16 protein-coding genes and 1 pseudogene are annotated in these 25,871 nt (G+C 46.5%); 7 read left to right on the top strand and 10 right to left on the bottom strand.

Annotation, left to right across the window (positions count from 1 at the left end):
* Window positions 1-11 precede the first annotated feature (11 nt).
* Together srfAA and hxlR are read right to left on the bottom strand one after the other, a co-directional pair.
* Window positions 12-10,775, bottom strand: coding sequence for a surfactin non-ribosomal peptide synthetase SrfAA (gene srfAA / locus CVV77_RS15230; protein ID WP_100275806.1), 10,764 nt, complete (start codon window positions 10,773-10,775; stop codon window positions 12-14).
* Window positions 10,776-11,353: 578 nt separating this feature from the next.
* Window positions 11,354-11,716 (bottom strand): transcriptional activator HxlR, encoded by a 363-nt coding sequence (hxlR, locus tag CVV77_RS15225; protein WP_003241118.1) that lies wholly within the window; start codon window positions 11,714-11,716, stop codon window positions 11,354-11,356.
* A 231-nt stretch (window positions 11,717-11,947) separates the two neighbouring features.
* Here hxlR and hxlA point away from each other — a divergent pair, with 231 nt between their 5' ends.
* From hxlA to nin, 5 genes are all read left to right on the top strand, one after another.
* Window positions 11,948-12,580 (top strand): 3-hexulose-6-phosphate synthase, encoded by a 633-nt coding sequence (hxlA, locus tag CVV77_RS15220; RefSeq protein ID WP_100275805.1) that lies wholly within the window; start codon window positions 11,948-11,950, stop codon window positions 12,578-12,580.
* Window positions 12,581-12,586: 6 nt separating this feature from the next.
* Window positions 12,587-13,144: a 6-phospho-3-hexuloisomerase gene (gene hxlB / locus CVV77_RS15215; protein ID WP_100275804.1), complete on the top strand. Its 558-nt coding sequence runs from the start codon at window positions 12,587-12,589 to the stop codon at window positions 13,142-13,144.
* 111 nt (window positions 13,145-13,255) lie between these two features.
* Entirely contained in the window at window positions 13,256-14,980 is a 1,725-nt protein-coding gene (tlpC, locus tag CVV77_RS15210) for a methyl-accepting chemotaxis protein TlpC (RefSeq protein ID WP_100275803.1), read from the top strand.
* 174 nt (window positions 14,981-15,154) lie between these two features.
* Window positions 15,155-15,604, top strand: coding sequence for a DNA-entry nuclease (gene nucA, locus CVV77_RS15205; RefSeq protein ID WP_142397320.1), 450 nt, complete (start codon window positions 15,155-15,157; stop codon window positions 15,602-15,604).
* A gap of 26 nt (window positions 15,605-15,630) precedes the next feature.
* Entirely contained in the window at window positions 15,631-16,029 is a 399-nt protein-coding gene (gene nin / locus CVV77_RS15200) for a DNA-entry nuclease inhibitor (protein WP_100275802.1), read from the top strand.
* Between the two features lie 36 nt (window positions 16,030-16,065).
* On the opposite strand, the gene bglC is transcribed toward nin, so the two are convergent.
* The 3 genes and pseudogenes from bglC to CVV77_RS15185 form a co-directional block, all read right to left on the bottom strand.
* Complete coding sequence (gene bglC, locus CVV77_RS15195) at window positions 16,066-17,499, bottom strand: 6-phospho-beta-glucosidase (RefSeq protein WP_100275801.1); 1,434 nt, start codon at window positions 17,497-17,499, stop codon at window positions 16,066-16,068.
* Window positions 17,500-17,650: 151 nt separating this feature from the next.
* Window positions 17,651-17,983, bottom strand: a complete 333-nt coding sequence (locus tag CVV77_RS15190; RefSeq protein WP_019257436.1) for a YckD family protein — start codon at window positions 17,981-17,983, stop codon at window positions 17,651-17,653.
* Window positions 17,984-18,035: 52 nt separating this feature from the next.
* Window positions 18,036-18,508 (bottom strand): annotated as a pseudogene (locus CVV77_RS15185) (RDD family protein).
* Between the two features lie 381 nt (window positions 18,509-18,889).
* Between CVV77_RS15185 and CVV77_RS15180 the strand changes: the two are divergent.
* Both CVV77_RS15180 and CVV77_RS15175 read left to right on the top strand, forming a co-directional pair.
* A complete protein-coding gene (locus CVV77_RS15180) occupies window positions 18,890-19,753 on the top strand; it encodes a transporter substrate-binding domain-containing protein (RefSeq protein ID WP_100275800.1) in 864 nt (287 codons plus the stop codon).
* A 9-nt stretch (window positions 19,754-19,762) separates the two neighbouring features.
* Window positions 19,763-20,443, top strand: coding sequence for an amino acid ABC transporter permease (locus tag CVV77_RS15175; RefSeq protein WP_019257432.1), 681 nt, complete (start codon window positions 19,763-19,765; stop codon window positions 20,441-20,443).
* Between the two features lie 48 nt (window positions 20,444-20,491).
* On the opposite strand, the gene zinU is transcribed toward CVV77_RS15175, so the two are convergent.
* From zinU to CVV77_RS15150, 5 genes are all read right to left on the bottom strand, one after another.
* The gene (zinU, locus tag CVV77_RS15170) at window positions 20,492-21,685 is read right to left on the bottom strand and encodes a zinc metallochaperone ZinU (RefSeq protein WP_019257431.1); all 1,194 of its coding nucleotides are present in this window, start codon (window positions 21,683-21,685) and stop codon (window positions 20,492-20,494) included.
* Between the two features lie 36 nt (window positions 21,686-21,721).
* Window positions 21,722-22,894 (bottom strand): NAD(P)-binding domain-containing protein, encoded by a 1,173-nt coding sequence (locus tag CVV77_RS15165; protein ID WP_100275799.1) that lies wholly within the window; start codon window positions 22,892-22,894, stop codon window positions 21,722-21,724.
* An 83-nt stretch (window positions 22,895-22,977) separates the two neighbouring features.
* Window positions 22,978-23,562, bottom strand: a complete 585-nt coding sequence (locus CVV77_RS15160) for a L,D-transpeptidase (protein ID WP_088111569.1) — start codon at window positions 23,560-23,562, stop codon at window positions 22,978-22,980.
* Window positions 23,559-24,473 (bottom strand): GTP cyclohydrolase FolE2, encoded by a 915-nt coding sequence (gene folE2, locus CVV77_RS15155; protein WP_100275798.1) that lies wholly within the window; start codon window positions 24,471-24,473, stop codon window positions 23,559-23,561. Before folE2 ends, CVV77_RS15160 begins: the two co-directional genes overlap by 4 nt.
* 115 nt (window positions 24,474-24,588) lie before the next feature.
* Window positions 24,589-25,794 carry an MFS transporter gene (locus CVV77_RS15150; RefSeq protein ID WP_100275797.1) on the bottom strand — a complete coding sequence of 402 codons (1,206 nt, stop codon included), beginning with the start codon at window positions 25,792-25,794 and terminating at the stop codon, window positions 24,589-24,591.
* Window positions 25,795-25,871 lie beyond the last annotated feature (77 nt).

The following is a 25,871-nucleotide window of genomic DNA, read 5'->3' as shown; positions in this document are numbered from 1 at the left end:
TGCCACCTCTATTAGAAAATTTCCATTAATTTATCCAGCTCATCCAGCGTCAAATCATCATCGCCAAGGTCACTCGGCGTCAGTTCCGTTCCATCTTGAGATAGGCAATGTTCAATGACTCTGACAAGATGGGCTTTAAAGCTGTCGCTGAATGTCTTTATCGTTTTTTCATGAAATTCAAGAGAATGATAGGCCAGTGTCATCGTCAGTTTTCCGTTTTCGATGTATCCGACAACATCGAGCGCGTTCGGTTTTTCTGTTTCCGGGCTTAACGACTGTCCTGACGGCAGCTCTGATCTCGTGAACAAGCCTGCATCCGACATTTCATCGAACTGTCCTAAATAGTTGAAGCTGACATCCGGCTGAATCGAGAACGCCACATCTTCTTTATGTTCCGGCGCCGTCAGATAGCGCAGAATGCCGTATCCGACTCCCTTATTCGGCACATGTCTGATATCTTCTTTCATTTGCTTCAGCTGGTAGCCCAGATCATCCGCATGCTTCATATCGAGCACCATCGGGTACATACTAGTAAACCAGCCGACTGTGCGGGAAATGGTCAGGTCTTCTATGATTTCTTCACGTCCATGCCCCTCTAAATGAACACTTACTTGATCCTGACCTGTCCACTCCTTCATCGCCAATCCGAATGCCGTCAGCAAAATATCATTCATTTCTGTGTGATATGCCTCATGCACCTTTGTGGTAAGCTGTTCTGTCTCTTCAGCAGTCAGCGAAAATTCGATTGTCTTTGTATGTTTCATTCGCTGATCACCAGATTCGCGATCTTTCGGAAGCTTTGCCGCGACAGTCTGTTCTTCAAGCTGTCTCCAATACTCTTTTTCTTTCAAAAAGGCCTTGGAGTTCGCAAAGTCTTGCAATCTCTTCGCATACTCCGCAAATGAATGTGTTTTCTGCGGGAGAACCGGTTCATTGCCTTGCTCAAGCTGTGTATAAACCGCGGCGAAATCCTCCAGTAAAATCCGCCACGACACGCCGTCAACCACTAAATGGTGAATGGCAAGGAGCAAGTGGTCTCCATCTTCTGCTTGGAACAATCCAGCTTTTAACAAGCCGCCTTCCTGCAAGTCGATGCTGCTTTGCAGCCGTTCCGCTTCTCTCTCTATGCGGTCTTCATAATCTTTCGCTTGACCTTCAATCTGAATGATCTCTAATTGAGCTGAAGCAGCATCAAGTCCTCTGTTGTATTGAACGACGTCTTTCGGCTCCTCACGGTAGACCATACGGAGTGCGTCATGGTGCTCGATCAGCACCTGCAATGTTTTCTCCACCCGTTCAGGATCAAAGCCCTTCTCCGCATGAAGCATCACTGATTGGTTCCAGTGGTGCTTGTTCGTGAAGTTCTTTTCAAAGAACCAGCGCTGAATCGGCGTCAGAATGACTTCGCCCTCCACTGGGCCTTGGTCCGCCTGTTTGCCTTCGGCACGTTCCACGTATTGGGTGAGCTCTTCGATCGTCGGGTGCTGGAAGAGGTCTTTCATTTCCAGCTTCCAGCCGTGCTGGTTCAAGCGGCTCGCCATTTGGATTCCTTTGATGGAATCTCCGCCGAGCGAGAAGAAATTGTCGCTGACACCGATCTCCGAAATGCCTAGCACATCCTGCCAGATGCCTGCAAGCAGCTCTTCCATTTCCGTTGTCGGCGCTTTGTATTCTCCGCTTCCCGCTTCGATGTCCGGCTCAGGCAAGGCTTTGCGGTCTACTTTGCCGTTTGCCGTAACCGGAAGCTCGTTCAGCGTCACCCAGAAGGCCGGGATCATGTAGTCCGGCAGGGTTTCTTTCAACGAAGACTTTAACGCTTCTATGTCAGCTGTTTCCGGTGTGACATACGCCGCGATCGCTGTATGGCCGCCTTTATCTTTGACAGCTATCACCGCCGCATCCTGCACCGCAGAAAGCTGGGCGAGCTGGACTTCGATTTCCGAGAGCTCGATCCGATAGCCGCGAACCTTGACCTGCTGGTCGATCCGGCCGATGTATTCGATGCCGCCGTTCACCCACTTCACCAAATCGCCGGTGCGGTACATGCGTTCACCCGACACAAACGGATCAGCGACAAACCGCTTCGCGGTTTCGTCTTCTCGATTCAGATAGCCGCGCGCCAGGCCGCGTCCCGCCACACAAAGCTCTCCGGGTACGCCTTCCGGCTGCACCTGATTGCCCTCGCCGAGAATGTACACTCTCGTATTGGCGATCGCCTGCCCGATGGAAAGCGAGCCTTCCTCCGGATTGATTTCTGTGCTTGTGGCAACGACCGTATTTTCTGTCGGCCCGTAGTTGTTGACGAGCGTGTACGGCTGTTTGACCGCACGCTTCAGCTTGTCTCCTCCGGTCAAGAGGACACGAAGTGACGTGTTTTCAAGGTCCATAAACTGTTCCGCCAGCTGCGTCGGCAGGAAGGTGATCGTCACGCCGTTCGTTTCGAAATAGTCGTTCAGGCGGACGATATCAAGGCGGATTTCTTCATCAATGACGTGAAGCTCGGCGCCGATTGTCCAGGTCGGGAACATCTCCCAAATGGAGGCGTCAAATCCGAAGCCCGCGTACTTCGCACTGCGGTCTTCCTCTGTCATGCTGAACGCGTCGTGGTGCCAGAAGCACAGGTTCACAAGCGCATGGTGCTCGACCATGACCCCCTTCGGCTGTCCGGTCGTTCCAGACGTGTAAATCATGTACGCGAGGTTCTCCGCGTTTGTATCCGCCTCTGGATTTTCTTCATCGTTTTCATCTAGCGGCAGGCTTAGAATCGTGCGATCTCCGTCGAGAAGAATGACGTCTCCTGAGAAGCTATCCGGAACTGAAATGCCTTCCTGTTTCAAGAGAAGCTTCGCGCCGCTGTCTTGTAAAATATAGTCAATCCGCTGATCCGGATAATCAGGATCAATCGGCACAAACGCCGCTCCCGCCTTTAAGACGCCGAGCACCGCAGCGGACATTTCCAGCGACGGCTTCGTGAGAACGCCGACGCGCTCATCCGCGCTGATGCCGCAGTCGATCAGAATCCGGGCAAGACGGTTTGCCTTCGCATTCAGCTCGCCGTACGTCCATGACTGGCCGTTGAATGTGACAGCCGGGCGGTCTTTGTGGCGCTGAGCGGTCTCTTCGAATAGCTGATGAACGGTTTTGTCTGTCGGCACAGGGAGCGTTTTGCCCTTCCATGCATCTAGAAGCGTTTGTTTTTCTGTTTCATTCACAAGTGACAGGCTGGAAAGCGGCTGATTCGGATTGCCTGTGACAGCATCTAGAAGCTGCATCCAGTATTGCTTCCATCGTTCAATCGTTTCCGGTTTAAACAGCGCTGTATTGTATTCGAGTACGAACGTAAGCCCTCCATCGGTTTCGTCAGCTGTCAGTGTAATGTCAAACTTGGCCGTTTTCCGTTCAAACGGATGCGGCTCCAGCTGAATCCCTTTCATCGTTAGATCCTTGATGTTCGCATTTTGCATTGAAAATACTGCATCGAATAACGGATTTCTGCTCGTGTCACGCTGAACCTGTACGTTTCCGATCAAGTCCTCAAGCGGGTAATCCTGCGCATCAAAAGCGCTGAGTGCCGTTTCTTTCACTTCGCTAAGATAGTCAGCAAACGTCTTTTCACCCTTCGGATACGTGCGCAGCGCCAATGTATTGACGAACATTCCGATGACGCGGCTGACGTCCGCTTGAGATCGTCCGGCTACAGGTGAACCGACAATGATATCGTGTTGCCCGCTCAGTTTTGATAAAAACGCACTGTATGAAGCGAGAAGAACCATGTACAGTGTGGAATCCGTTTCTTTTGCAAGTCTGCGCAGGGCATCAACTTTGCCTGCTTCTAATGAAAATGCAATGCGGTCCCCCTCAAATGTTTGAACGGCAGGCCGGCTATAGTCAGTCGGAAGCGTCAGCACCGGCAGCTCTCCTTCCAGCTCCTTCAGCCAATGCTCCTCTTGCTTCTTGTAAAGCTCAGACTGAATGAACTGCTGCTGCCACACAGCATAATCCTTGTATTGAATGCGGAGCGGCTCAAGGGTTTCTCCATCGTACAGCTTTGAAAGCTCCTCAATGAGCACGCCGACAGACGCACCATCAGAAATAATATGATGCATATCGAACAGCAGCACATGCTCAGTGTCTGAATGCTTGATCAGCCCCATTCTGAAGAGCGGAAGCCGATCGATTTTGAAAGGCTTGATAAACTCGGAAACGATCCGCTCTGTCTCTTCTTCTGCGGCTTCGAAATATGCCATCTCACATTCAGCTTCTTCCCAGATTCGCTGCACCGTTTCTCCATCTTTTATTTCAAACGTGGTTCTAAAGGCTTCATGACGCTGCATTAACTGCTTCATGACGCTGTTAAGCCTTTCAACATCAAGCTCACCTGTAAGGCGCAGAACCGCCGGCATGTTATAGCTCGTTTCCGCTCCTTCAAGCTGCTGGAGCACGTACATCCGTTTTTGCGGTGAAGAAACAGGATATGTATCTTGTTTCTTTGCCGGGCTGATGCTGATGACTGTCCCTTTTTCAGCAGAGTCAATCACCTGTGCCAAGCCCTCAACCGTCGGTGACTGGAAGAGATCTTTGAGTGACAGCTCAACGCCCAGTTCCTGATGAACCAAGGCAAGCATCTTCATGCCTGCTAATGAATGTCCGCCGATGTCAAAGAATTGGTCATAAACGCCGACCTGTTCAGCCTGAAGCACATGCGCCCAAATGTCTGCGACTTTTTGTTCCGTTTCATTGCGGGGCGCAACATATGAAACACCTCTTGAGACGTTGGCATCAGGAAGCGGCAGCGCTCTCCGGTCGATTTTTCCGTTCCCGGTCAGCGGCAGCTCGTCCATTTGGATAAACACCGCAGGAACCATATAAGCCGGCAGATCCTTCGCCGCATGCTCTCTCAGCTCATGAGATGAGATTTCTCCCTCTCCGACAAAGTACGCGCAGAGCAGTTTGTCACCCGCGCCTTGATCAACAGCAAGCACAACACTCTCTTGCACGCGGTCGTGGGTTTGCATCTGATGTTCGATTTCTCCAAGCTCGATGCGCTGTCCGCGGATTTTCACCTGGTGGTCGATCCGCCCGATAAATTCGATATCGCCATTCGGCAGCCATCTGGCAAGGTCACCCGTTTTATACATGCGTTCGCCGGATGCAAACGGATGCGGAACGAATTTCTCCTCAGTCAGTTCAGGACGGTTGTAATAGCCTTTCACGAGCCCTTCGCCGCTGACGCATAGCTCCCCGGCGATCCCGGCAGGCTGCACGTGTCCCGCCCGGTCAAGGATGTATACTTCCGTATTGCTGACCGGTTTTCCAATCGGAACAGACAGCGTGTGCTCCTCCAATTCATCAACCGGATGATACGTCGCGAAAACCGTGCTTTCAGACGGCCCGTACATGTGAAGGAGCTTGCCTTTCCCGACAATTTGCAAAGCTTTTCTTACATGCTCAACTGAAGCCCGCTCCCCGCCAAACATAATCTTGCGCAGCGTTGACAAGCACGCCGGATTCAAGTCCACAAGCAGGTGGAACAAAGCGGTTGTAATCATAAGAATGCTGATGTTCTCCCGCTCAATAACGCGAGACAGGCGAGCCATATCCAAAACGGTTTCTTTCGGTATCAGCACAAGCTTGGCACCGTTTAACAAAGAACCGAACATATCAAACATAAACGCGTCAAATACGTAATTGGAAAGTCCGAGAATCGTATCCTGTTCTGTAATGCTGAGATAATTCGTTTCCTTCACCGTGCGCAGAATATTAGCATGTGTCACGATATTTCCCTTCGGTGTTCCTGTCGTTCCGGAAGTATACGTCAGGTTGGCCATCGCCGCAGAATCAAGAGGCAGTGCAAGATTTTGCACATCGTCATGATAGCTTTCTTCCTCATCTGCAAGCACGATAACGCCGCTAAATTCCGCTTCTTCTGCTAAAGCCTTTAATTTTTTCTGAGTGAGAAGCACCTTCGCTCCGCTGTCGCGGAAGAAATGCTGCATCCGCTGAATCGGGTGCTCCGGATCAATCGGAACATAAGCCGAACCTGTCTTTAATACCGCGAGGATCGACACAATCATGTCCATTGACCGCTCGCATAAGACAGCCGCTGTTCTGCCTTCGCCTGCCCCAAAAGAAAGAATGCCGCGCGCTAACCGATTGGCCCGTTCATTCAGCTCACGATAGGTAAGTGATTCGCCTTCATATTGAAGTGCCGGCTGGTCTGGCGTTTTCGCCGCTTGCTCTTCAAACAGCTGAACAATTGTCTTGTCTTTCGGATAAGGTGTTCTTTCCGGGTTGAACTGCTGAATTTGCGAAGCAGCCTCCTCTTCGGAAAGAAGTTTGTACTCAGAAATCTGTTTCTCAGGCTCAGCTGCAGCATCTTCAAGCAAACGCGCAAAATGCGTTAGCAGCCTGTCTGCCGTGCTTTGTTTAAACAGCTTCGTGCTGTAGTCCAAATCAAGCTCAATGCCCTCATCGGTTTCTCTCGCCTGCATCGTCAAATCAAATTTTGCAATCTTGAAGTTAGTCTCATGAACAGACAAAGACAGATCGCCGACAGCCGGAATGCCCTCTGTCGCATTTTGAAGACTGAACATCGTGTCAAACAGCGGATGTCTGCTTACATCACGCGGAATGTTCAAATCTTCAACAAGCCACTCAAACGGATAGTCCTGATGAGAAAAGGCATCCAGCACCTGTGTGCGGACACGCGTGATCAAATCGGTAAACGTCTCATCCTGCTTCACTTCGCTGCGAATCGCGAGCGTATTGACGAACATCCCGACAATGCTCTCTGTATCGGAGTGGTTTCTGCCCGCTGACGGCGTGCCGACAATGATGTCATCCTGCCCTGTATACTTTGACAAAAGCGTATAGTAAGCGGACAGCATCACCATATAAAGCGTGGCGCCGTTTTGTTCAGCCAAACGATTTAAGCGATTCTTCAATCCCTCGTCCAACTTGATTGACACCCGGTCTCCTTCAAAGCTTTGAACAGGCGGTCTCGGGTAATCAGACAGAAGTTGAAGCACCGGAAGCTCGCCCGCAAAGGCTTCCTTCCAATACGCCCGGTCCTTCTGGTACCCTTCAGCAGCCTGTCCGCTTTGCCACACGGCGTAATCCTTATACTGAAGACGAAGCTCAGGAAGCTGTTCGCCTTTATATAACCGTGCTAACTCCTCCAAAATAATGCCGATGGACACACCGTCAGAAATCAAATGGTGCATGTCAAACAGCAGCATATGACGGTTCTCTTCTAACTTCATCAAGCCGATTCTGAACAGCGGCGCTTTCGCCAAATCAAATCTCCGGACGAATGAAGTCATAATTTCCTCATTGGAGCGGCCGCCTCTTTCCATCATCTCGACTTTGAAATCGACACTTTCATGAATGTTCTGTCTCGGCGTGTTGTTTTCAAGAATAAATGACGTTCTCAGAGACTCATGGCGGCGGATTAACCCTTGAAATGCCCGCTCCAGCTTTTGAATCTCTAAAGGCCCTTCCAAAATCGCTGCCGCCGGCATGTTGTATCCGACTCCCGCATCCTCAAACTGGCTGACGATATATGTTCGCTGCTGTGCCAATGAAAGCGGATAATGCTCCTGTTTATCAGCAGGTTCAATTGCTGCAAATGCCCGGCTTTCTCTGTGATCGGCTTCCTCTGCAAGAGCGGCAATTGTCGGATGCTCAAACAAATATTGAAGCGGAATCTCAGCGCCTGTTTCCTTATGAATCCTTGTTAAAAGCGTCATTGCCTTCAATGAATGCCCGCCCGTTTCAAAGAAATTGTCAAAGATCCCCGCTTTTTCAACATTGAGCACATCCTGCCAAATGGCTGCGATTGCTTTTTCCGTCTCATTTCGCGGCGCTGTATAGGCCGTTCCGCTGACCGCCTTCACCTCTAGTGCAAACAGCTTGCGGCGGTCGACTTTGCCGCTTGGCGTGAGCGGAATTTCTGTGATTTCCGTAAAGTAAGCCGGCACCATGTAGTCAGGAAGCTGTCTGGCCGCATGTGCCCGCAGGCTGGCTGGAGCAAATTCGCTTCCAGACTTCTGCACAACATATGCGCTGACCTCGAGATTTCCCTGTTCGTCAGGACGTGCCAAAACAACGGCTTTCGCAACGTCAGACGCCTGCTGAATAACGGCTTCAATTTCCCCGAGCTCAATCCGGTATCCGCGGACTTTGACCTGGTCATCCTCTCTTCCTAAATATTCGATTGTTCCATCTGGAAGCCAACGCACCACGTCTCCGGTCCGGTACATCCGATCGCCTGGTACGAATGGATCTTGTAAAAACTTCTCAGCCGTCAATTCAGGCAGATGTAAATAACCTCGGCCTACACCATCGCCCGCGATATAAAGCTCGCCCGCCACGCCTTCCGGCTGCAGCCGGCCTTTTTGATCCAAAATATATAAGCGGTTGTTCCCCAGCGCTTTCCCGATCGGCACATACGCTGATTGAACAGCATTCTCCGGGATAACCGGATGAACAGATGCGTCCACACATGTTTCGGTCGGCCCGTACACATTGGTCAAACGCGGCGCTATGCCGGCTTCTTTAAACAGCTTCAGCAGCTTGTCCGCAACGACAGACGATAAACCCTCTCCTCCAATCAGCAGGTGCTTCAGCTTTAAGCCTTCAAAATCGCCAGCTGCTATCAGCATTTGCAGATGGGCCGGTGTTCCGTCCGTTGCCTCAATGCAGTGCCTGCGATAATACGCAGCTAGGGCAGATCCGTTCGTCACTGTTTTCTTCGGTACAATATAAAGGGTTTGTCCCAAAAGAAGCGACGCGAAAATCTGCTTCACTGACGCATCGAAGTGGAACGGCGCAAGCAATGCCATCCGCAGTGTTTGACTGCCGCTTTGGTAAATCGTCTGCTGCAAAGACGCAACCAAATGATGAACCTGGCGATGCTCGATCATAACGCCTTTCGGACGTCCGGTTGTTCCCGATGTGTAAATAATGTAGGCAAGGTTCCGTGCGTTTACATCTGCATTCAGGCTTTCGCCAGCACCTTCCCCAATCGCCTGATCAAAATCAATCAATTCAGCATCGGCCGCAGGAGCTTCAATCTGCGATTCAGTCAGGATGAAGTCCGCTCCGCAGTCCTCCAAAATATATTGAATGCGCTCCGCAGGAAAAGCGGGATCAATCGGCACATAGGCTCCGCCGGCTTTTAAAATCCCCATGATAGACGTAATCATCCGTTCAGAGCGTTCAAGCAGAACCGCAACAGGACTGTCAGGGCCAACGCCTTTCTGTTTCAGCACATTGGCGATGCGTGCAGATTGCTCATGTAACGTTCGATAGGACAATGTGCGATCTTCAAATACAACCGCTGGATGATCAGAAAGCAGCTCAGCCTGTTCTTGGAACAGCTCTGGAATCGTCATATCCTTACGATAGCTGACAGATTCACCGCCGGCCCTCACAAGCAGCTTCTCTTTCTCCGCTTCAGGAATCAGCGTTAATTCATCAATGGTATGATCTGGATGCAATAATGCGTTCTCCAGCATCGTAATCATGCGTTCACAAACAATTTTGATTTCTTCACGTGAAAATAAATCAGTGCGGTAATCAAAATCAATGGTGAGTTTCCCAGTATCCCATCGATCCTTTACATGAATCGATACATCATTTAATCCGCTGCCGCTGAAAATCGGTTCAGTCAAAAAGGCAAGATTCTCTTCTTTCTGCCACTGCATCACCTGATATTCAAGAGAAACCGTAAACAGCTTCGTCAGAGAGCTCTTTGTTTCACGCAAATCGTTGATCAGGAGATTATACGGGTACTTTTGGTGACGAAGTGTTTTCATGAGATCCTTCATCCGGTCTTTGACAAAATCTAAGAACGCCTGCCCGCCATCAATGTTCGTCCGCAGCGGAACCGTTGATACAAACATGCCAAGCATCTGCTTCTCTTTCGCATTTGTCCGGTTGCCCATAAAGGTTCCCGTCACGACATCATTCTGGCCGCTGACTCTGTACAAATAGGCGGCGAGCACCGATTGAAACACTGAAAGAACACTGACCTTGTTTTCCTCACAAAACGATAGAAGATGCTGATGTAGCGTTTCAGGCACATCTTTAGAAAACCGCTCAGCCTCTAAACTTCCTCCTGCAGAGACATTCCGTTTCAGGGAAACAAGTTCAGGCAACGTTTCGAATTGCTTGTTCCAAAACGCCTTGTCCTTTTCAAACCTTTTTGATTGAGCATAGTCCTGTTCAGATAAAACATGATCGATAAATGAATGCGAAATGCCCTCTTTTGTTTCTGAGCCGCCGGCTAATTCTAAATAAATGTGCATAATCGCATTTCCGAGAATATTCATGGATATTCCATCAGAAATCACGTGATGAACATTTGCGTAAAACCATACTTCATTTTCCTTTATGGTGAACAAGGAAAAACGGAACAAGTCACAATCGTACAGCGGCAGAGGTTTTTTCGTTTCCTCCCGGCCCCATTGTGAAATAGACTCTATCGCATTCGGATCTCCAGTGGTGTCAGTATGTTTTATATCAACAGGCCGATACTCGCTAATATATTGAACGGGCTCTCCGTTTTCATTGAGACGCAAACGAAGGCGCATGGCGTCATTTCTGCGGATAAACGCTTGAATCGCCTGCTCCACAAGCTTCCAATCAATTTTTTCAGTTGAAACCAGCTTACCAATCCCCGCAAGATTTGAAATACTTGTGTCAGGATAAAATTTTTCTGTATACCAAATTCGTTTTTGTGCATCCGTTAAAGGGTAAAAAGTTATTTCCATATTGTCATACCTCCCCTAATCTTCAATAACCAGTGAACATGTGCAGCATATTTTCCCTTTCTTATCCATATAAGCTTTTAATCCTTATGAACTAACAGCCGAAAAAGCCCAAAGTACTACGTTTAAAAAGCAGTGCATCCAAACAAAAAAACAGATTGCCGCTGTCAAAACAACTGCCATCAATCATCATTGCGGGGTTTAACACAAGCAAATAAAGACCGCAAGATCTCTCATCCAAACACGATACAATTTTGGCTAATTATTCATTGTTTTCAATATTTTTTTACCTTACTACCGTTCACTTTAAATGAAAAAAATGTTTTTATCACCGAAAAATGGGTGAAAAGTTTCATGCGGGATACCGAAAGATTCCAGTTTATTTACTGGGATATTTTTGCGGGATGCCGCAATAATTTCCACTAAACATTATTTACAGAAAAATAAAAATTTTTAAAATGATCCTTTCCGCTTCATCCCATTTATTGTTGAAAGCCATTTACAATCTTTACATCCCATATGTTTACCGCGCAAAAACCGAAAAACAGGCAAAAAAAAAGACACCCTTATTCAAGAGCGCCTTACAATGATTCCTTTATGACATTTTTATCGATGTCAATCAGCTCCATATAGCCTTTCCCCCACTCATACATGGCATCAAGAATAGGCATCAGGCTTTCTCCTTGCGGGGTCAAGGAGTATTCAACCTTCGGCGGGACAACCGGATACACTTCCCTGTGAACAATCATATCCTGCTCAAGCTCTCTCAGCTGATTCACGAGGATCTTCTGCGTAATATCAGGAATCAAAGCTTTTAATTCATTGAACCGTTTCGTGCCTTCTTTTCCTAAATGCCACAAAATGAGCATTTTCCATTTACCGCCGATCACCGCAAGTGTTAATTCCTTCTCACAATTAAACCTTTTGTCGTCCATCCGGCTCAAAAGAAATCCCCCCTTAGTATATTTTTTGTATGTTAGATACGTATCATCACTTACTTACTTTTTTGCAGACTCCTTTTTATTATACTCACTCCTAAAACCAAGCGAAAGAAATCTGATTGCCTCTACTCACAGTATCCTCCAAGTAACTAGTTGACTTCAAAGTGCCTACTTCTCATCAAAAGAGTGAACCTATAGAATGAAAAATAATTCGAAAAAGGGAGTGGATTAACAATGGAATTACAGCTGGCATTAGACCTCGTCAATATCCCGGAAGCCATCGAGCTCGTCAAGGAAGTGGAACAATACATCGACGTGGTTGAGATCGGAACACCGGTTGTCATTAATGAGGGCCTTAGAGCCGTTAAAGAAATAAAAGAAGCATTTCCGCAATTGAAGGTTTTAGCAGACCTGAAAATCATGGATGCCGGCGGATATGAAATCATGAAAGCATCTGAAGCAGGCGCTGACATTATCACCGTTTTAGGGGCTACAGACGATGCAACGATTAAAGGCGCAGTAGAAGAAGCCAAAAAACAGAAGAAGAAAATCTTGGTAGACATGATTAACGTGAAAGATATTGAATCCCGTGCGAAAGAAATTGACGCACTCGGTGTTGACTACATCTGCGTCCACACTGGATATGATCTTCAAGCAGAGGGCAAAAACTCTTTCGAAGAATTAACGACAATCAAAAATACCGTTAAAAACGCAAAAACCGCAATTGCGGGCGGGATCAAACTTGATACACTGCCAGAAGTGGTCAAACAAAATCCTGACCTTGTCATTGTTGGGGGCGGAATTACAAGCGCAGCCGATAAAGCGGAAACAGCTTCAAAAATGAAACAGCTTATTGCCCAAGGATAAATTCATATGAAAACGACTGAATTCGTAACGGAAATTCTAAACGAGTTACACCGTTCAGCGGCTTATATTTCTAATGAAGAAGCTGATCAGCTCGCCGATCACATTCTTTCGTCCCATCAAATTTTCACTGCAGGGGCGGGGCGGTCTGGCCTGATGGCAAAATCCTTCGCGATGAGATTGATGCACATGGGCTTCAACGCTCATATCGCCGGTGAGATTCTCACTCCGCCGCTCCGCGAGGGAGATCTCGTCATTATCGGCTCAGGATCAGGCGAGACAAAGAGCTTAATCCATACAGCAGCAAAAGCAAAAAGCTTATACGGGATCGTTGCCGCTTTAACCATCAATCCGGAATCAAGCATCGGAAAACAAGCGGATCTCATCGTCAAAATGCCCGGGTCCCCTAAAGACCGGTCAAACGGAAGCTATAAAACCATTCAGCCAATGGGTTCCTTATTTGAGCAAACTTTGCTTCTATTCTATGATGCAGTGATTTTAAAACTCATGGAGAAAAAAGGACTCGATTCTGAAACCATGTTCACCCACCACGCAAACCTTGAATAGCGTCACACAACCGGCCTGTAGATCAGGCCGGTTTTATTATTTTCTAAATAAAGCTTTAAACCTAAAAACCCGATAAGTAATATGACCTACAAATCACAAAAAGGAGGAATTATGTTGATAAAACAACTAAAGCTTAAGCTAGGAACAAAAATTCTCTGCATGGTTTTCGTGATTATTCTTTTGTTTTCGGTATCAGTCGGTACTGTAATGCTTAAGGAAATTACAAAAAGCATGAAACAAATGGCGACTGAAAAAGCGAAAGGCGATCTCGCTTTAAGCAGCGCTTATATTGATGATGTCATTTCAGGGGACTGGCAGGTAAAAAACAATAAGCTGTATAAAGGTAAGATCCAAATCAACGGAAATGAAGATATTGTTGATCTGCTTGGTGAAAAAACAGGTGATACGGTTACCATTTTCCAAGGAGATACTCGTGTTGCAACCAATGTCATGAAGAGCGGCGAAAGAGCTGTCGGCACTCAGGCTTCTTCTGAAGTTATTGACGCTGTTTTAAAGAGCGGAAAACGATTCTACGGACAAGCAGACGTGGCAGGCTCCTCTTATCAGACGGCATACATGCCTTTAAAAGATCAAAACGGGGACATCATCGGCATGCTGTATACCGGAGCCAATCAAAGCATTTTAGCATCGCTTACCAAGTCACTCTTCACTCAATTCGCTATCGTTCTTGCTATCGTCATTATTGTATCAGTCATCCTTGTCCTGCTTTTCACCAGAAGAATCAATAAGCGGCTCAACGCTTTAAAATATGCCTTTGAAAGTGCTGGAAACGGAGATATGACAATAGAGGTATCAGACAAATCCGGTGACGAGCTATCAGAACTCAGCGTCTATTACAATAAGATGAGAATGAAACTGAACAATACCATTCAAACCGTGCAGCAATCAGCCCTTCAGCTTGCGTCAGCCTCCCAGCAGCTCTCAGCCGGAGCAGAGGAAACAAATCAAGCTTCAGAAAAGATCACAGAAGCTGTACAGCACATTGCAAATGGAGCCCAGCATCAGATCACCCGAATCGAAAACAGTGAAAGCTCGCTGAAACAAGCTTCAGCAGACATACGAGATATTTCTTCAAATACTGCTGCTATTGCTGACAAAGGACAGCTTGCGCAATCAAAAGCCGACATCGGGCAAAAGGAAATTGCAGATGTACAGGCACAAATGGATGCGATAAACCATTCGATTCAGAAAAGCGGAGAAATCATACAGCAGCTGGACGGCCGCTCTAAACAAATTGAACAAATTTTATCCGTCATCACCCAAATTGCAGATCAGACAAACCTGCTTGCGCTGAATGCAGCGATTGAAGCTGCCAGAGCCGGTGAACATGGCAAAGGCTTTGCTGTTGTTGCCGATGAAGTACGTAAATTAGCGGAAGAGTCTCAACAGTCTGCAGGACAGATTTCAACATTAATTACAGAGATACAAAAAGATATGAACCAATCTGCAAGGTCAGTTGAGCATGTAAAAACAGAGGCTGCCGAAGGTGTCACCATGATCCAGCGCACAAAAGATGCATTTAAGGAAATTGCAGCCGCAACAGGTGAAATCAGTGCCGAGATCAGTGATTTATCAGCATCTGTATCAAACATTTCAGCCAGTGCGCATCAAATAAACGATTCCTTTGCAGCCAATACGGCTGACATTAAAGAATCTACAGAAAATACCCGGCAGGCCGCTGCATTAACAGAAGAGCAATTTGCTGCGATGGAAGAGATTACTGCAGCTTCTGAAACGCTATCTCAATTAGCTGAGGAGCTTACCGGTATCATAAGCCAATTTAAAATGATTGATCAACCTGAAAACGGCCGATGACTTACTATCATTATTGTAAATTGGCAACGGTATTTTACTGAAAACAAATATTTCGACCAGCTAAAATTACGATTTCTGCAATAAACTGAGTGTAAAACATAAAATTTTAACCTTTACACTAAACGCTTTCTGGATTACTCTTGGATCAGTTTTTAAAGTTGCTAATTGCGGGAGGTGAACATCACGATGGACATCATAAAAACGATACTTCTCGTCATCGTCGTCATAGCAGCTGCAGCTGTCAGCCTGATAAAGGGAGACTTTTTCTCAGCTGATCAAAAAACGTCTCAAACGAAAGAATATGACGAAACAATCGCCTTCCCTTCTGACCGTTATCCCGAAACGGCAAAACATATAAAGGATGCGATAAATGAGGGGCACTCAGATGTGTGTACCATCGACAGGGACGGAGCTGAGGAACGCCGTGAGCAATCATTAAAAGACGTACCGCCTAAAACGGGGTATGACAGAGATGAATGGCCAATGGCCATGTGCAAAGAAGGCGGTGAGGGAGCTTCTATAGAATATATTTCTCCCGCTGACAACCGCGGTGCAGGCTCTTGGGTCGGGCATCAGCTTACCGATTACCCTGACGGCACAAAGGTTTTATTCACGATTCAGTAAACAGTTAAAAGAGGAGGAACAGCACATTGATCAAGTCATGGAAGCCGCAAGAACTGTCGATTTCATATCATCAATTTACTGTATTTCAAAAGGATTCCGCACCTCCTGTCATGGATTGGACTGACGAAGCGATTGAAAAAGGATATGCTGCGGCGGACGGAGCAATTTCCTTTGAGGCTCAGAGAAATACAAAGGCATTTATTCTTTTGCGCTTTAACAGTTCAGAAACTGTAAACTCCTACGAAAAAAAAGTGACTGTTCCTTTTCATGTCACAGAAAACGGAATTGAGATTGAAAGCATTATATCTAAAAGGCTGTCCTTTGATCTTCCTAAAGGGGACTATCAATTGACATGCTGGACTGTGCCGGCTGAGAAGTCAGATCTGCACGCCGACACTTATATTATTGATGCTGTTTCTGTGTAATGAAAAAGCCCTGAGAGAGTGACTCTCAGGGACTCTTTATAAACTTTCTCCATTCGTCTTGATTACATCCTGATACCAATAAAAGCTTTTTTTCTTCAAACGTTTTAAATCATGTGTATTTTCTTCATCGCGATTGACATATACAAATCCGTATCTTTTTTGGTAGCCATTCAGCCAGCTTAACAGATCAGTAAACGACCAGCTGCAATAGCCTATCAAATCTACACCGTCGCTGATGGCTTGTCTGCATTGCTCAAGATGCGAACGCAAATAATCAATTCGATAATCATCCTGTACAGTGCCGTCTTCAACCTTATCAAACTCACCCAAACCGTTTTCTGTGATAAACACTGGAAGCTGATAGCGGCTTGTAATTCGTCGAAGGCCGATACGCAATCCAATTGGGTCAATTGTCCAATCCCAGTTGCTCGTTGTCAGATGCGGATTTTTTTTCGTTTTAAATACTCCGGGTATCCCTGTTTCCTGGTTGGTCCCCTTTTGGCCTGTTGTATTCATTTTTCCTTCTGACACACCATCAAGCGGATTTCGTTCGTAGGTGATGGTCTGATAATAATTGACACCTACAAAATCAGGCTTCCCTTTGGCAAGCAGGTCCATATCTCCCGCTTCGATTGTCGGCGCCCAGCCCTGTTTTTCTAAATAGCGGAAAGGAATTTGCGGGTAGGTTCCCCAGCAATACATGTCAAGCCACCAATTGTTCATAAACTCTTCAGCATTTTCAAAAGCCAGTATGTCTTCTGGATGGCTAGATAAAGGATATGCCGGAGAATAAGCAAAGCTTGGACCTATTTTGCCTTCAGGCACATATTCCCTAAAAGATTCAATGGCCTTCGCATTAGTCAGGAACGCTATATGGTTTGCTTCATAAAATCGTTTTCTGTCTTTCACTCCAGGCGGATGCATGGCTGTAATAAATCCGTGATTAAAATTGTAGTTTTGTTCGTTTAATGTAACCCAATATTTTACTCTGTATCCAAAACGTTTATAAAGAGTAATACAATAGTTATTAAAATCCTCGATGATATTTCTTGATTCAAAGCCGCCATACTCGTCCATAAGCGCCTGAGGCAAATCCCAGTGATATAAAGTCAGAACAGGCTCGATGTTATGAGAAAGCAATTCATCAATCAGGTTATCGTAAAACGCAAGGCCTGCTTCATTGACCTCCCCTTTTCCTTTTGGAAAAATCCGCGGCCAGCTGACGGAAAATCGATACGCTTTTAAGCCCATTTCAGCCATTAAAGCGACATCTTCTTTATAACGGTGATAATGGTCAACCGCAATATCGCCATTAGTTCCTTTGAACGTTTTGCCCGGTATTTTCGTAAACACGTCCCATACAGAAGGGCCTTTGCCATCTTCGTTCCAAGCGCCTTCAATCTGGTACGCTGCCGAAGCAGAGCCCCACAAAAAATGTTTCGGAAAAGATTCTGGATGCTGGTGGATCATAGTGTTTATCACTCCTGAACTATTGATAAACCTATCATAGGCTATGAAACGCGTTTCAGATCAACTCGATATTAGTCGCGGAACAGCTCAGCCAATATTTTCATTTACAAAAAACTCAAAAGCACCCAATTTCCATTGGATGCTTACCGTCTTAATGCCTTTTTTCAAATTTATGCGCATGAGGATGGGGCTTTGGAACAAAGCCGTTTTGTTTCATCATTTCAAAGTGTTTGTCCATGTGATTTTTGATGTGTTCTCCTCTTGCTTTAGGCAGGACGCCGTATTGCACATACTTTGAGATCACGTCTTTGCGCTTTTTTAGTATGTCTGCTTCCAGCTGTTCAATTTCTTTCTTTTGCTGATCTGTCAGTGAAACATTTGCGGGAGGCTGCTGCTGTTTTTCAGCGGCTTCAGCTGTGCCGGTCAGAGAAATGACAGCCGCGGCTATGAACATTGTGATGATATTGATTTTTATTCGTTTCATCCAATTTATTCCTCCAATCCTATTTTTCATATGTTTTGCTGCATTGCATTTTTTATGCATACAAAATAAAAAGAGCGATCTTTCTGATCTGTTCGTCATTTTCAAGTTCTTCTTCACCCGGTGACGCGTAAGTGACATACGTTCCCGCGATTAAATCATGCAGTGTTCGTTTGTCTTCTCGCACGCCGATCAGAATCAGGCTGGCGATCAAGCCGAGTCCGAAGGTGATGCCGTAACCAGGCCGGCAACAATAACCCGCAACAACATCGTTAACAGGCTGACCTGTGATCAATTTTTTTTTACGATTCTGATTCCGCGGATTCTTTTTCCGATAAGGTAGCCGTTCCAAAACACCGGCAGCAAAATAGAGTACAGCAGAACAATCAAACTAATGAACATGCTGTCATTCGGGTCTTTTCCTGTAATTAGCCAATAGATCAGCAAAAGAGGCACCGAGACAATAATGTAATCCAGCAATGAAGCTCCCAGTCTGATCCAGAATCCGGCTGGTTTGTAAATATTCATTTGACTCCCCCATTATGTTTTCAATATAGCTTTGATGGTTTCCATTTTCTTTCTTATCGAATATATCATATGCCTTAGGGACATCAGCAAGACTTAAATTATGCAGAAGATCAACTACATGCTTCTTCACCATTTTATACAGCATTGGCTAATTTCGGGGCCTGCTACATCCATCCCTTTCACTTGCTCTTTCCCTTGGTGTGTCAGTGCTTACATCCCTGGACAACTCCTTTTATCACTCCTTCCCTTCATAGCAGCTTTTAAACCGCCACACGCTTTTGTACACACAATTCGAACTTTTTGAAAACGTCATCAACATATTGCAACCCCTTATGTTCAATGCTATCTTTTTAGTTGATTAACAGATTGGGGGAAACAAAGGTGAAATCATTCATGCAATCCAAAGCCGTTATATTCAGTTTTACAATGGCTTTCTTTCTTATATTGGCAGCCTGTTCCGGCAAAAATGAAGCCGATTCCAAGGATACAGGCTGGGAACAGATCAAAGACAAAGGGAAAATCGTTGTCGCTACATCCGGCACGCTTTATCCTACTTCTTACCACGATACCGATTCTGGTTCCGATAAGCTGACAGGCTACGAGGTTGAAGTCGTTCGTGAAGCGGCAAAACGCCTGGGGTTGAAGGTTGAGTTCAAGGAGATGGGTATTGACGGGATGCTGACAGCGGTGAACAGCGGCCAGGTTGACGCAGCCGCAAATGACATCGATGTGACAAAGGACCGCGAGAAGAAGTTCGCATTTTCCACTCCATATAAATATTCATACGGCACAGCAATCGTCCGAAAAGACGATTTATCAGGGATTAAAACGCTTAAAGATTTAAAAGGGAAGAAAGCGGCTGGCGCGGCAACGACAGTTTACATGGATGTTGCGAGAAAATACGGCGCCAAAGAAGTGATTTATGATAATGCGACCAACGAACAGTATTTAAAAGATGTCGCCAACGGACGCACTGATGTCATTTTAAACGACTATTACCTGCAGACACTTGCGCTCGCAGCATTCCCGGATCTCAACATTACGATCCACCCTGACATCAAGTACATGCCGAACAAACAGGCACTTGTCATGAAAAAAAGCAATGCAGCACTTCAGAAAAAGATGAACGAAACACTGAAAGAAATGAGCAAGGATGGCACTTTGACTAAGCTGTCGAAACAATTCTTCAATAAAGCAGATGTATCAAAGAAACTGGATGTCGACGTTCAGGACGTTGATTTGTAATCGGACGCCATGATAAATAGCATTCAGTGGGAATATATTTTCAACACAAAGCTGGCAATTGAATCGTTTCCTTATGTCATAAGAGGCATTGGGTATACGCTGCTCATCTCTTTTGTGAGCATGTTTGCGGGAACGGTGATCGGCCTGTTCATATCACTCGCCAGAATGTCTCAGCTTGCCTTGTTAAGATGGCCGGCGAAGCTCTATATTTCATTTATGCGGGGCGTTCCGATTTTGGTGATCTTGTTTATCCTTTATTTCGGATTTCCTTACATCGGCATTGAATTTTCCGCCGTCACGGCCGCTTTAATCGGCTTTAGCCTTAACAGCGCCGCCTACATTGCGGAAATTAACCGTTCAGCCATTTCATCCGTTGAAAAAGGACAGTGGGAAGCCGCATCCTCGCTCGGCCTTTCCTATTGGCAGACGATGAGGGGCATCATTTTGCCGCAGTCGATCCGTATTGCGCTGCCTCCGCTTGCCAATGTATTGCTCGACTTAATCAAAGCGTCCTCTCTCGCTGCGATGATTACAGTGCCGGAATTGCTCCAGCATGCGAAAATCATCGGAGGCAGAGAGTTTGATTACATGACCATGTATATTCTGACCGCTCTCATTTATTGGGCCATTTGCTCAATTGCCGCGGCTTTTCAGAATATCCTTGAGAAAAAATACGCTCATTATGTTTAAACAAACGTTTCATTAAAAAAAGCCGCTCCGCAGGAGACGGCTTTTTTTCTATTGATTCAGCTTCCATTTAAACGGGTCCTCAAACAGCGACCAGTCGGAATCAAATTCATACTCAGTCAGCAGGCATTGATCAAGCTCTTTCGTGATTGCGTCTTCATCCAAGTCTGTTCCGATAAACACCAGCTGTGTCAGGCGGTCGCCGAATTCTGGATCCCAGTCCTCCAAAATTTCCGGTTCCTGCTGTTTGACTTGCTCCTGCTCAAGCTTAGGCAGCGCCGCCACCCAATAGGATACAGGCTCAATCGTAACCGACGGCCCGGCTTGCGACATCAGCAAAGCGAGGTTGTTATGAGATGCGCACCAGACGATTCCTTTTGCGCGAACCACGTTCTTTGGCATTTGATCCATCCAGCGATAAAACCGTGTAGAATGAAACGGCAAACGTCTCTTATACACAAATGAAGAGATGCCGTATTCTTCTGTTTCCGGGGTGTGTTCCGCATGGCCTGCGGTCAGTTCTTGAATCCAGCCGGCAGATCCACTCGCTTCCTCGAAGTTAAATAACCCTGTATGTAAAATCTCCTGGGGTTTTACATTTCCTTTGACCGAACGAATGAATTTGGCCCTTGGCTGCAGTGTGCGAAGCACTTTTTCAAGCTGTTCGAGCTCTTGCTCGCTGACCAAATCACATTTATTTAAGATCAGAACATCGCAAAACTCGATTTGATCGATCAAGAGGTCGGCAATTTCTCTTTCATCCCCTTCCCCCAGTGCTTCTTTGCGGTCCAGAAGGCTATCGCCTGACTGATAATCATGCCAAAAACGGTTGGCATCAACCACTGTCACCATCGTATCCAACTGACAGAATTTTGTAAGGTCGATTCCCATCTCTTCATCGATATAAGAAAAAGTCTGGGCCACCGGAATCGGTTCGCTGATTCCCGTTGATTCGATTACGATATAATCAAACCGTCCTTCTTTTGCCAGCTTCTCGACTTCAATTAATAAATCTTCACGAAGCGTACAGCAAATACAGCCGTTTGACATTTCCACAAGCTTTTCATCTGTTCTGGAAAGGCCTCCTTCCTGCTTAACCAAGCCCGCGTCAATGTTCACCTCGCTCATATCGTTGACGATGACTGCTATTTTTAAGCCTTCGCGATTTTGCAAAATGCTGTTCAGCAATGTTGTTTTTCCCGCTCCAAGATAACCGCTCAGTACGGTAACCGGAATTTTTTTCATGGTAATGTCCTCCTTATAAAATAGAATGATTACGATTTAAATTGTATGCCTCGCCGTATGTGCAATGGTGTAAGCAGCTTTTCGCGCTCCAGAAATATTTCTCGCTGTCGGCCCGATTTCTAATTCAGCAAAGGCTCCCATTACGTATAATCCTTTTCCCCATTGCAAATCCTGGCCGACAATCGGAAAACCGCAGCCTGCATAAGGCAGTTGCTCGGCTTGCGCTGCTCTCTGTACCCACTCGAACCGGCTGATGTCAGAGGTAAAACCTGTTGCCAGTGCGATACGCTCATATTCGTATGGCGATTCGCTGTTCTTACCGTGTATCTGTATCTTGCCGTCAACTGTTTTTTGGCAAGAATCAATGCCATCCTGAATAACTTTTACTCTGCCCTCTTCCCTATAGACAGCAAGCGTTCTTGAAATGTCCTTTGGAAAAGAGCCGCGATGTCTCGCGCTTGTGATCCATTGCCTTCTCTTTTGATAGTCTGACGTTTTACTGAATGCTTTCATATATTTCGGGCCAAGCCAGCCCGGATCACTATCAAAGTCATAGATTCGGAACGGATGCCTCACTAGCATCGTGACATCATGGCCGTCATCTGCGAGTTTTATGGCGTAATGAGCCGCCGTTATCCCCCCGCCTACAACTGCCATTTGCACACTTTCATTCCTTACATCGTCCACATCTCTATCAAACACATGATAAATGCCGTCATTCTGAAATGGTTTTGCCCACTCCGGCCATGAAGGCTGATGAGAAAAACTCATGGCTAAAACCACTCGTTCACCCGTAATTGTTCCGGCGGCATCTGTCTCCGCTTCCCACAACCCGTTTGTCCTTCTCAAATCTGTCACTGTGCCTGTTTTCCATGCTTGCTCAATATGTATCTCATCCAGCACAGCCTCGCAGTGCTGATTGAAGAGCGACAGCGAGGGTCTCTTATACCTTCCAAAGAACACTTCCGGCCATTGGCTTTTATCCGCATACATTTGCAGACTGAACGGCTCTGTGTCCACGTGATGAACCGATGGAGAGCGCAAGTATTTCATCTGAATGCGGCCAGTGTTTCGTTTCCAGCATTCAAGAGGCCGTTCATGGGGATCAATGACAGCAAGATCCTTAATCGATGCCTTTCTGCTTTTCACCAGATGCACAGCCAAGGTTGTGCCTTGGATGCCGCCGCCAATGATCAGCCATTTATACATGGGAGAATCTCCTCTCTACAAAACGTAATTGTTACGATTTAAATCGTATGTTCTTTTTTCCTTTTTGTCAACCGCTTTTTAGTTCAGCTGATCACAACTTTTGTATGTTCAGGGATGTTTTCATATATCCATTTTGCATCTGGTATGGTCAGCCTGATACATCCGTGAGATGCCTTCCCCCCAAGTTTTTGTGCCTCTTTTTCGATGACTTTTTTATCCTTTGTCATCGGCACACTGTGAAATAGAAATTCGCCATGGTTTTTCCATGAAACCCAGTATTCCGCTCCTTCCTGATATCCTTCGGAGAAAAACCATTCTCCCCGTTCAGGCTCTATATAAAAGGTGCCCTTTGGCGTAGCGTCGTCCTTTGTTTGATCAAGTCCTGACGAGACGATCATTGTATAGATGGTTTTGCTTCCTTCTTTGATGTAAGCCTTCTGTTCCTTCACGTCCACATCAATCCAGACATGCTTCTCCTTAATATCCGGGTATTCACCGCCTGAAGGCTTTGTCCAATCAATGCTTGTTTTTTCTGGTTTTCGGGCGGCCGTTATGTGCTCGTCCGTTTTCTTCGTATTTGAACTTGCGTGTTCTTCCGTATGATAAGAACACGCTGACAGCAGGCTGGCCGGCACAAGAACTGCAACAATTAATAATGAGCGTTTCATATTCTATCCACCTGTTTCGAAAATCGCAGCTTCGCGCAGGCATCGTGGAGATGAATCGATTCTTCATTGCGGCATTCAATCTCAAAGGCTGACACCCATTCAAGCTCATACAAATCCGCGGCAATCAGCCGGGCGAGATCCTCAACAAATCTCGGGTTTTCATATGCCGTTTCCGTCACGGCTTTTTCATCAGGGCGCTTCAGCACCGGATGCAGTTTCGCAGAGGCATTTGATTCTGCGGCGTGAAGCAAATCGGCTTTAAAATCGCTTGGCAGCGATGCGGCCGGATGAATATCAGCCCAAATGCTGACCGTTCCCCTCTGATTATGGGCACTGTATTCACTGATTTCCTTGGAGCAAGGGCACAGAGTCGTTACTTTCGCTGAAATGCCTGCACGCTGTTCAAACGGCTGATCTTCGCGATAGGTGACAGACATCAATATGTCAGCATGCATCAGACCCGCTTTCTCAAGCTTCGGGCTTTTCCGTTCGAAAAACCATGGAAACCGCACTTCGACTGAAGCAGAGGACTGGCCCATGTTTTCCGCAAGCTCTTTCGTAAATTGCTGAAGTGAGGAAAATGAGAGAATCCAGCCGTTTTGATGATAGACTTGCAGAAGCTCTGTTAACCGGCTCATGTTAATCCCCTTCTGATTTCTCCGCAAATCACAAGTCATTGTAAATTTTGCAGCCGTTGTTTGCTCAGCAGGTGTCATAGCAGAAGTGATTGTGACCGGATGGGATACATTAGCGACACCTACATGCTGAATGTCAAAAAAATAATCCTTCCTGATATTTTGCAGATCCTTCATTTTCTCTTTTTCTACAGGTTTCTCGCCTTTTATCGGACTGACCGACCCAAAGTATTGAAGACGTTCCGGTTTTCCCGGGAGCGGCGTGTGTTGATTCAATCAGAAAACTCCTCTCATTAACAAATCGTAATAATTACTATTTATTTTGATCGCTTCACCGATTAAAATCAAGAGAAAATAAAAAAGACACGCACAAATGCGTGTCCGTCAAAACCTAAGCATCAGCGGGGCTGCTTTCCGTGCTCCAGCTTTTTCTCCAGTAATAGCCTGCGGCAAGCACGAGCGCAAACGCCAGCAGCGCGATACAGGAAAACGTGATAAAACCGATAGCATATGTGCCTGTCATCTGTTTTAGCGATCCTAAGATGTTCGGCAGGAAAAATCCTCCTATGCCGCCAGCCGCGCCGACGATTCCCGTCACCATGCCGATTTCTTTGCGGAAGCGCTGCGGTACGAGCTGAAATACGGCTCCGTTCCCCATTCCGAGCCCCATCATTCCGACAAACAAAAGAACGATGACCATTGAAAGAGACGGCAGGCTGCTGACTCCGGCCATACACAGGGCCACGATGACAAACAATACAGAAAGAACTTTCGTGCCGCCGACACGATCCGAAATCCAGCCCCCGACAGGCCGGAAAAAGCTCCCCGCCGCCACACATAATGTAACGAAATCACCAGCGTGAATTTTTGATAGCTGGTATTGATCGACAAAGAAAATAGATAAAAAGCTTGATAGCCCGACAAATCCTCCGAATGTGACACTGTACAGCAGGCAGAAAAACCATGTTTCCTTTTGTCTGAACACAAGGAGATAGTTTTTGAGCGGCTGCGGCGCCGGCTGTGCAGGTGAATCCTTTGCCATGGATACAAAAAGAACAAAGACGATCAATAAAGGAATAAGCGCAATTCCCATGACAATATGCCAGCCGAACTGCTCTGCAAGACGCGGGCCAAACAGGGTTGCAAACAAGGTGCCGCTGTTCCCCGCGCCGGCGATCCCCATCGCAAGCCCCTGCAGATGTGGCGGATACCAACGGCTTGCCATAGGCAGCGCAACGGCAAAGCTTGCCCCCGCCACGCCAAGCAGAATTCCGATGGCATACAGCTCGGGCAGCGACCGGCCGCCAAATGTCCCCCAAAACAGCGGAATCATTGTCACCAGCATCCCGATCACCGCCGTTTTTTTCGGTCCAATTCTGTCCGTTAATATTCCTAAAATGATACGAAACACAGATCCTGATAAAATCGGCACAGCCACGATAAGCCCTTTCTCAAAAGGAGACAGGCCAAAATCCTGAGAAATATAAACACCCAGCGCCCCAAGCATAACCCATATCATAAAACTCACATCAAAGTATAAAAAGGAACAGAGCAAAGTGAGTGGATGACCGCTAGTTTTCAGTTCCGACAGCTTCATAAGTTTCCCCTTTCTTGACCCTTAATTATTTTAAATTTTCTGAATTAAGAATATATGACCATTTTTTTCTGGAAAAG

Source organism: Bacillus sp. SN1 (assembly GCF_002796895.1).
Lineage (GTDB): Bacteria > Bacillota > Bacilli > Bacillales > Bacillaceae > Bacillus > Bacillus inaquosorum.
The sequence above is the reverse complement of the archived record's forward strand: the minus strand, read 5'-3'. Positions and strand labels throughout refer to the sequence as shown.

Bases quoted from the DNA above. Each gene is read 5' to 3' on its own strand.
- bglC (WP_100275801.1), bottom strand. From the start codon at position 17,499: ATGATCCACCAGCATCCAGAATCTTTTCCGAAACATTTTTTGTGGGGC.
- CVV77_RS15150 (WP_100275797.1), bottom strand. From the start codon at position 25,794: ATGAAGCTGTCGGAACTGAAAACTAGCGGTCATCCACTCACTTTGCTC.
- CVV77_RS15175 (WP_019257432.1), top strand. From the start codon at position 19,763: ATGATAAATAGCATTCAGTGGGAATATATTTTCAACACAAAGCTGGCA.
- hxlA (WP_100275805.1), top strand. From the start codon at position 11,948: ATGGAATTACAGCTGGCATTAGACCTCGTCAATATCCCGGAAGCCATC.
- tlpC (WP_100275803.1), top strand. From the start codon at position 13,256: ATGTTGATAAAACAACTAAAGCTTAAGCTAGGAACAAAAATTCTCTGC.
- CVV77_RS15190 (WP_019257436.1), bottom strand. From the start codon at position 17,983: ATGAAACGAATAAAAATCAATATCATCACAATGTTCATAGCCGCGGCT.
- srfAA (WP_100275806.1), bottom strand. From the start codon at position 10,775: ATGGAAATAACTTTTTACCCTTTAACGGATGCACAAAAACGAATTTGG.
- CVV77_RS15165 (WP_100275799.1), bottom strand. From the start codon at position 22,894: ATGTATAAATGGCTGATCATTGGCGGCGGCATCCAAGGCACAACCTTG.
- hxlB (WP_100275804.1), top strand. From the start codon at position 12,587: ATGAAAACGACTGAATTCGTAACGGAAATTCTAAACGAGTTACACCGT.
- CVV77_RS15160 (WP_088111569.1), bottom strand. From the start codon at position 23,562: ATGAAACGCTCATTATTAATTGTTGCAGTTCTTGTGCCGGCCAGCCTG.
- zinU (WP_019257431.1), bottom strand. From the start codon at position 21,685: ATGAAAAAAATTCCGGTTACCGTACTGAGCGGTTATCTTGGAGCGGGA.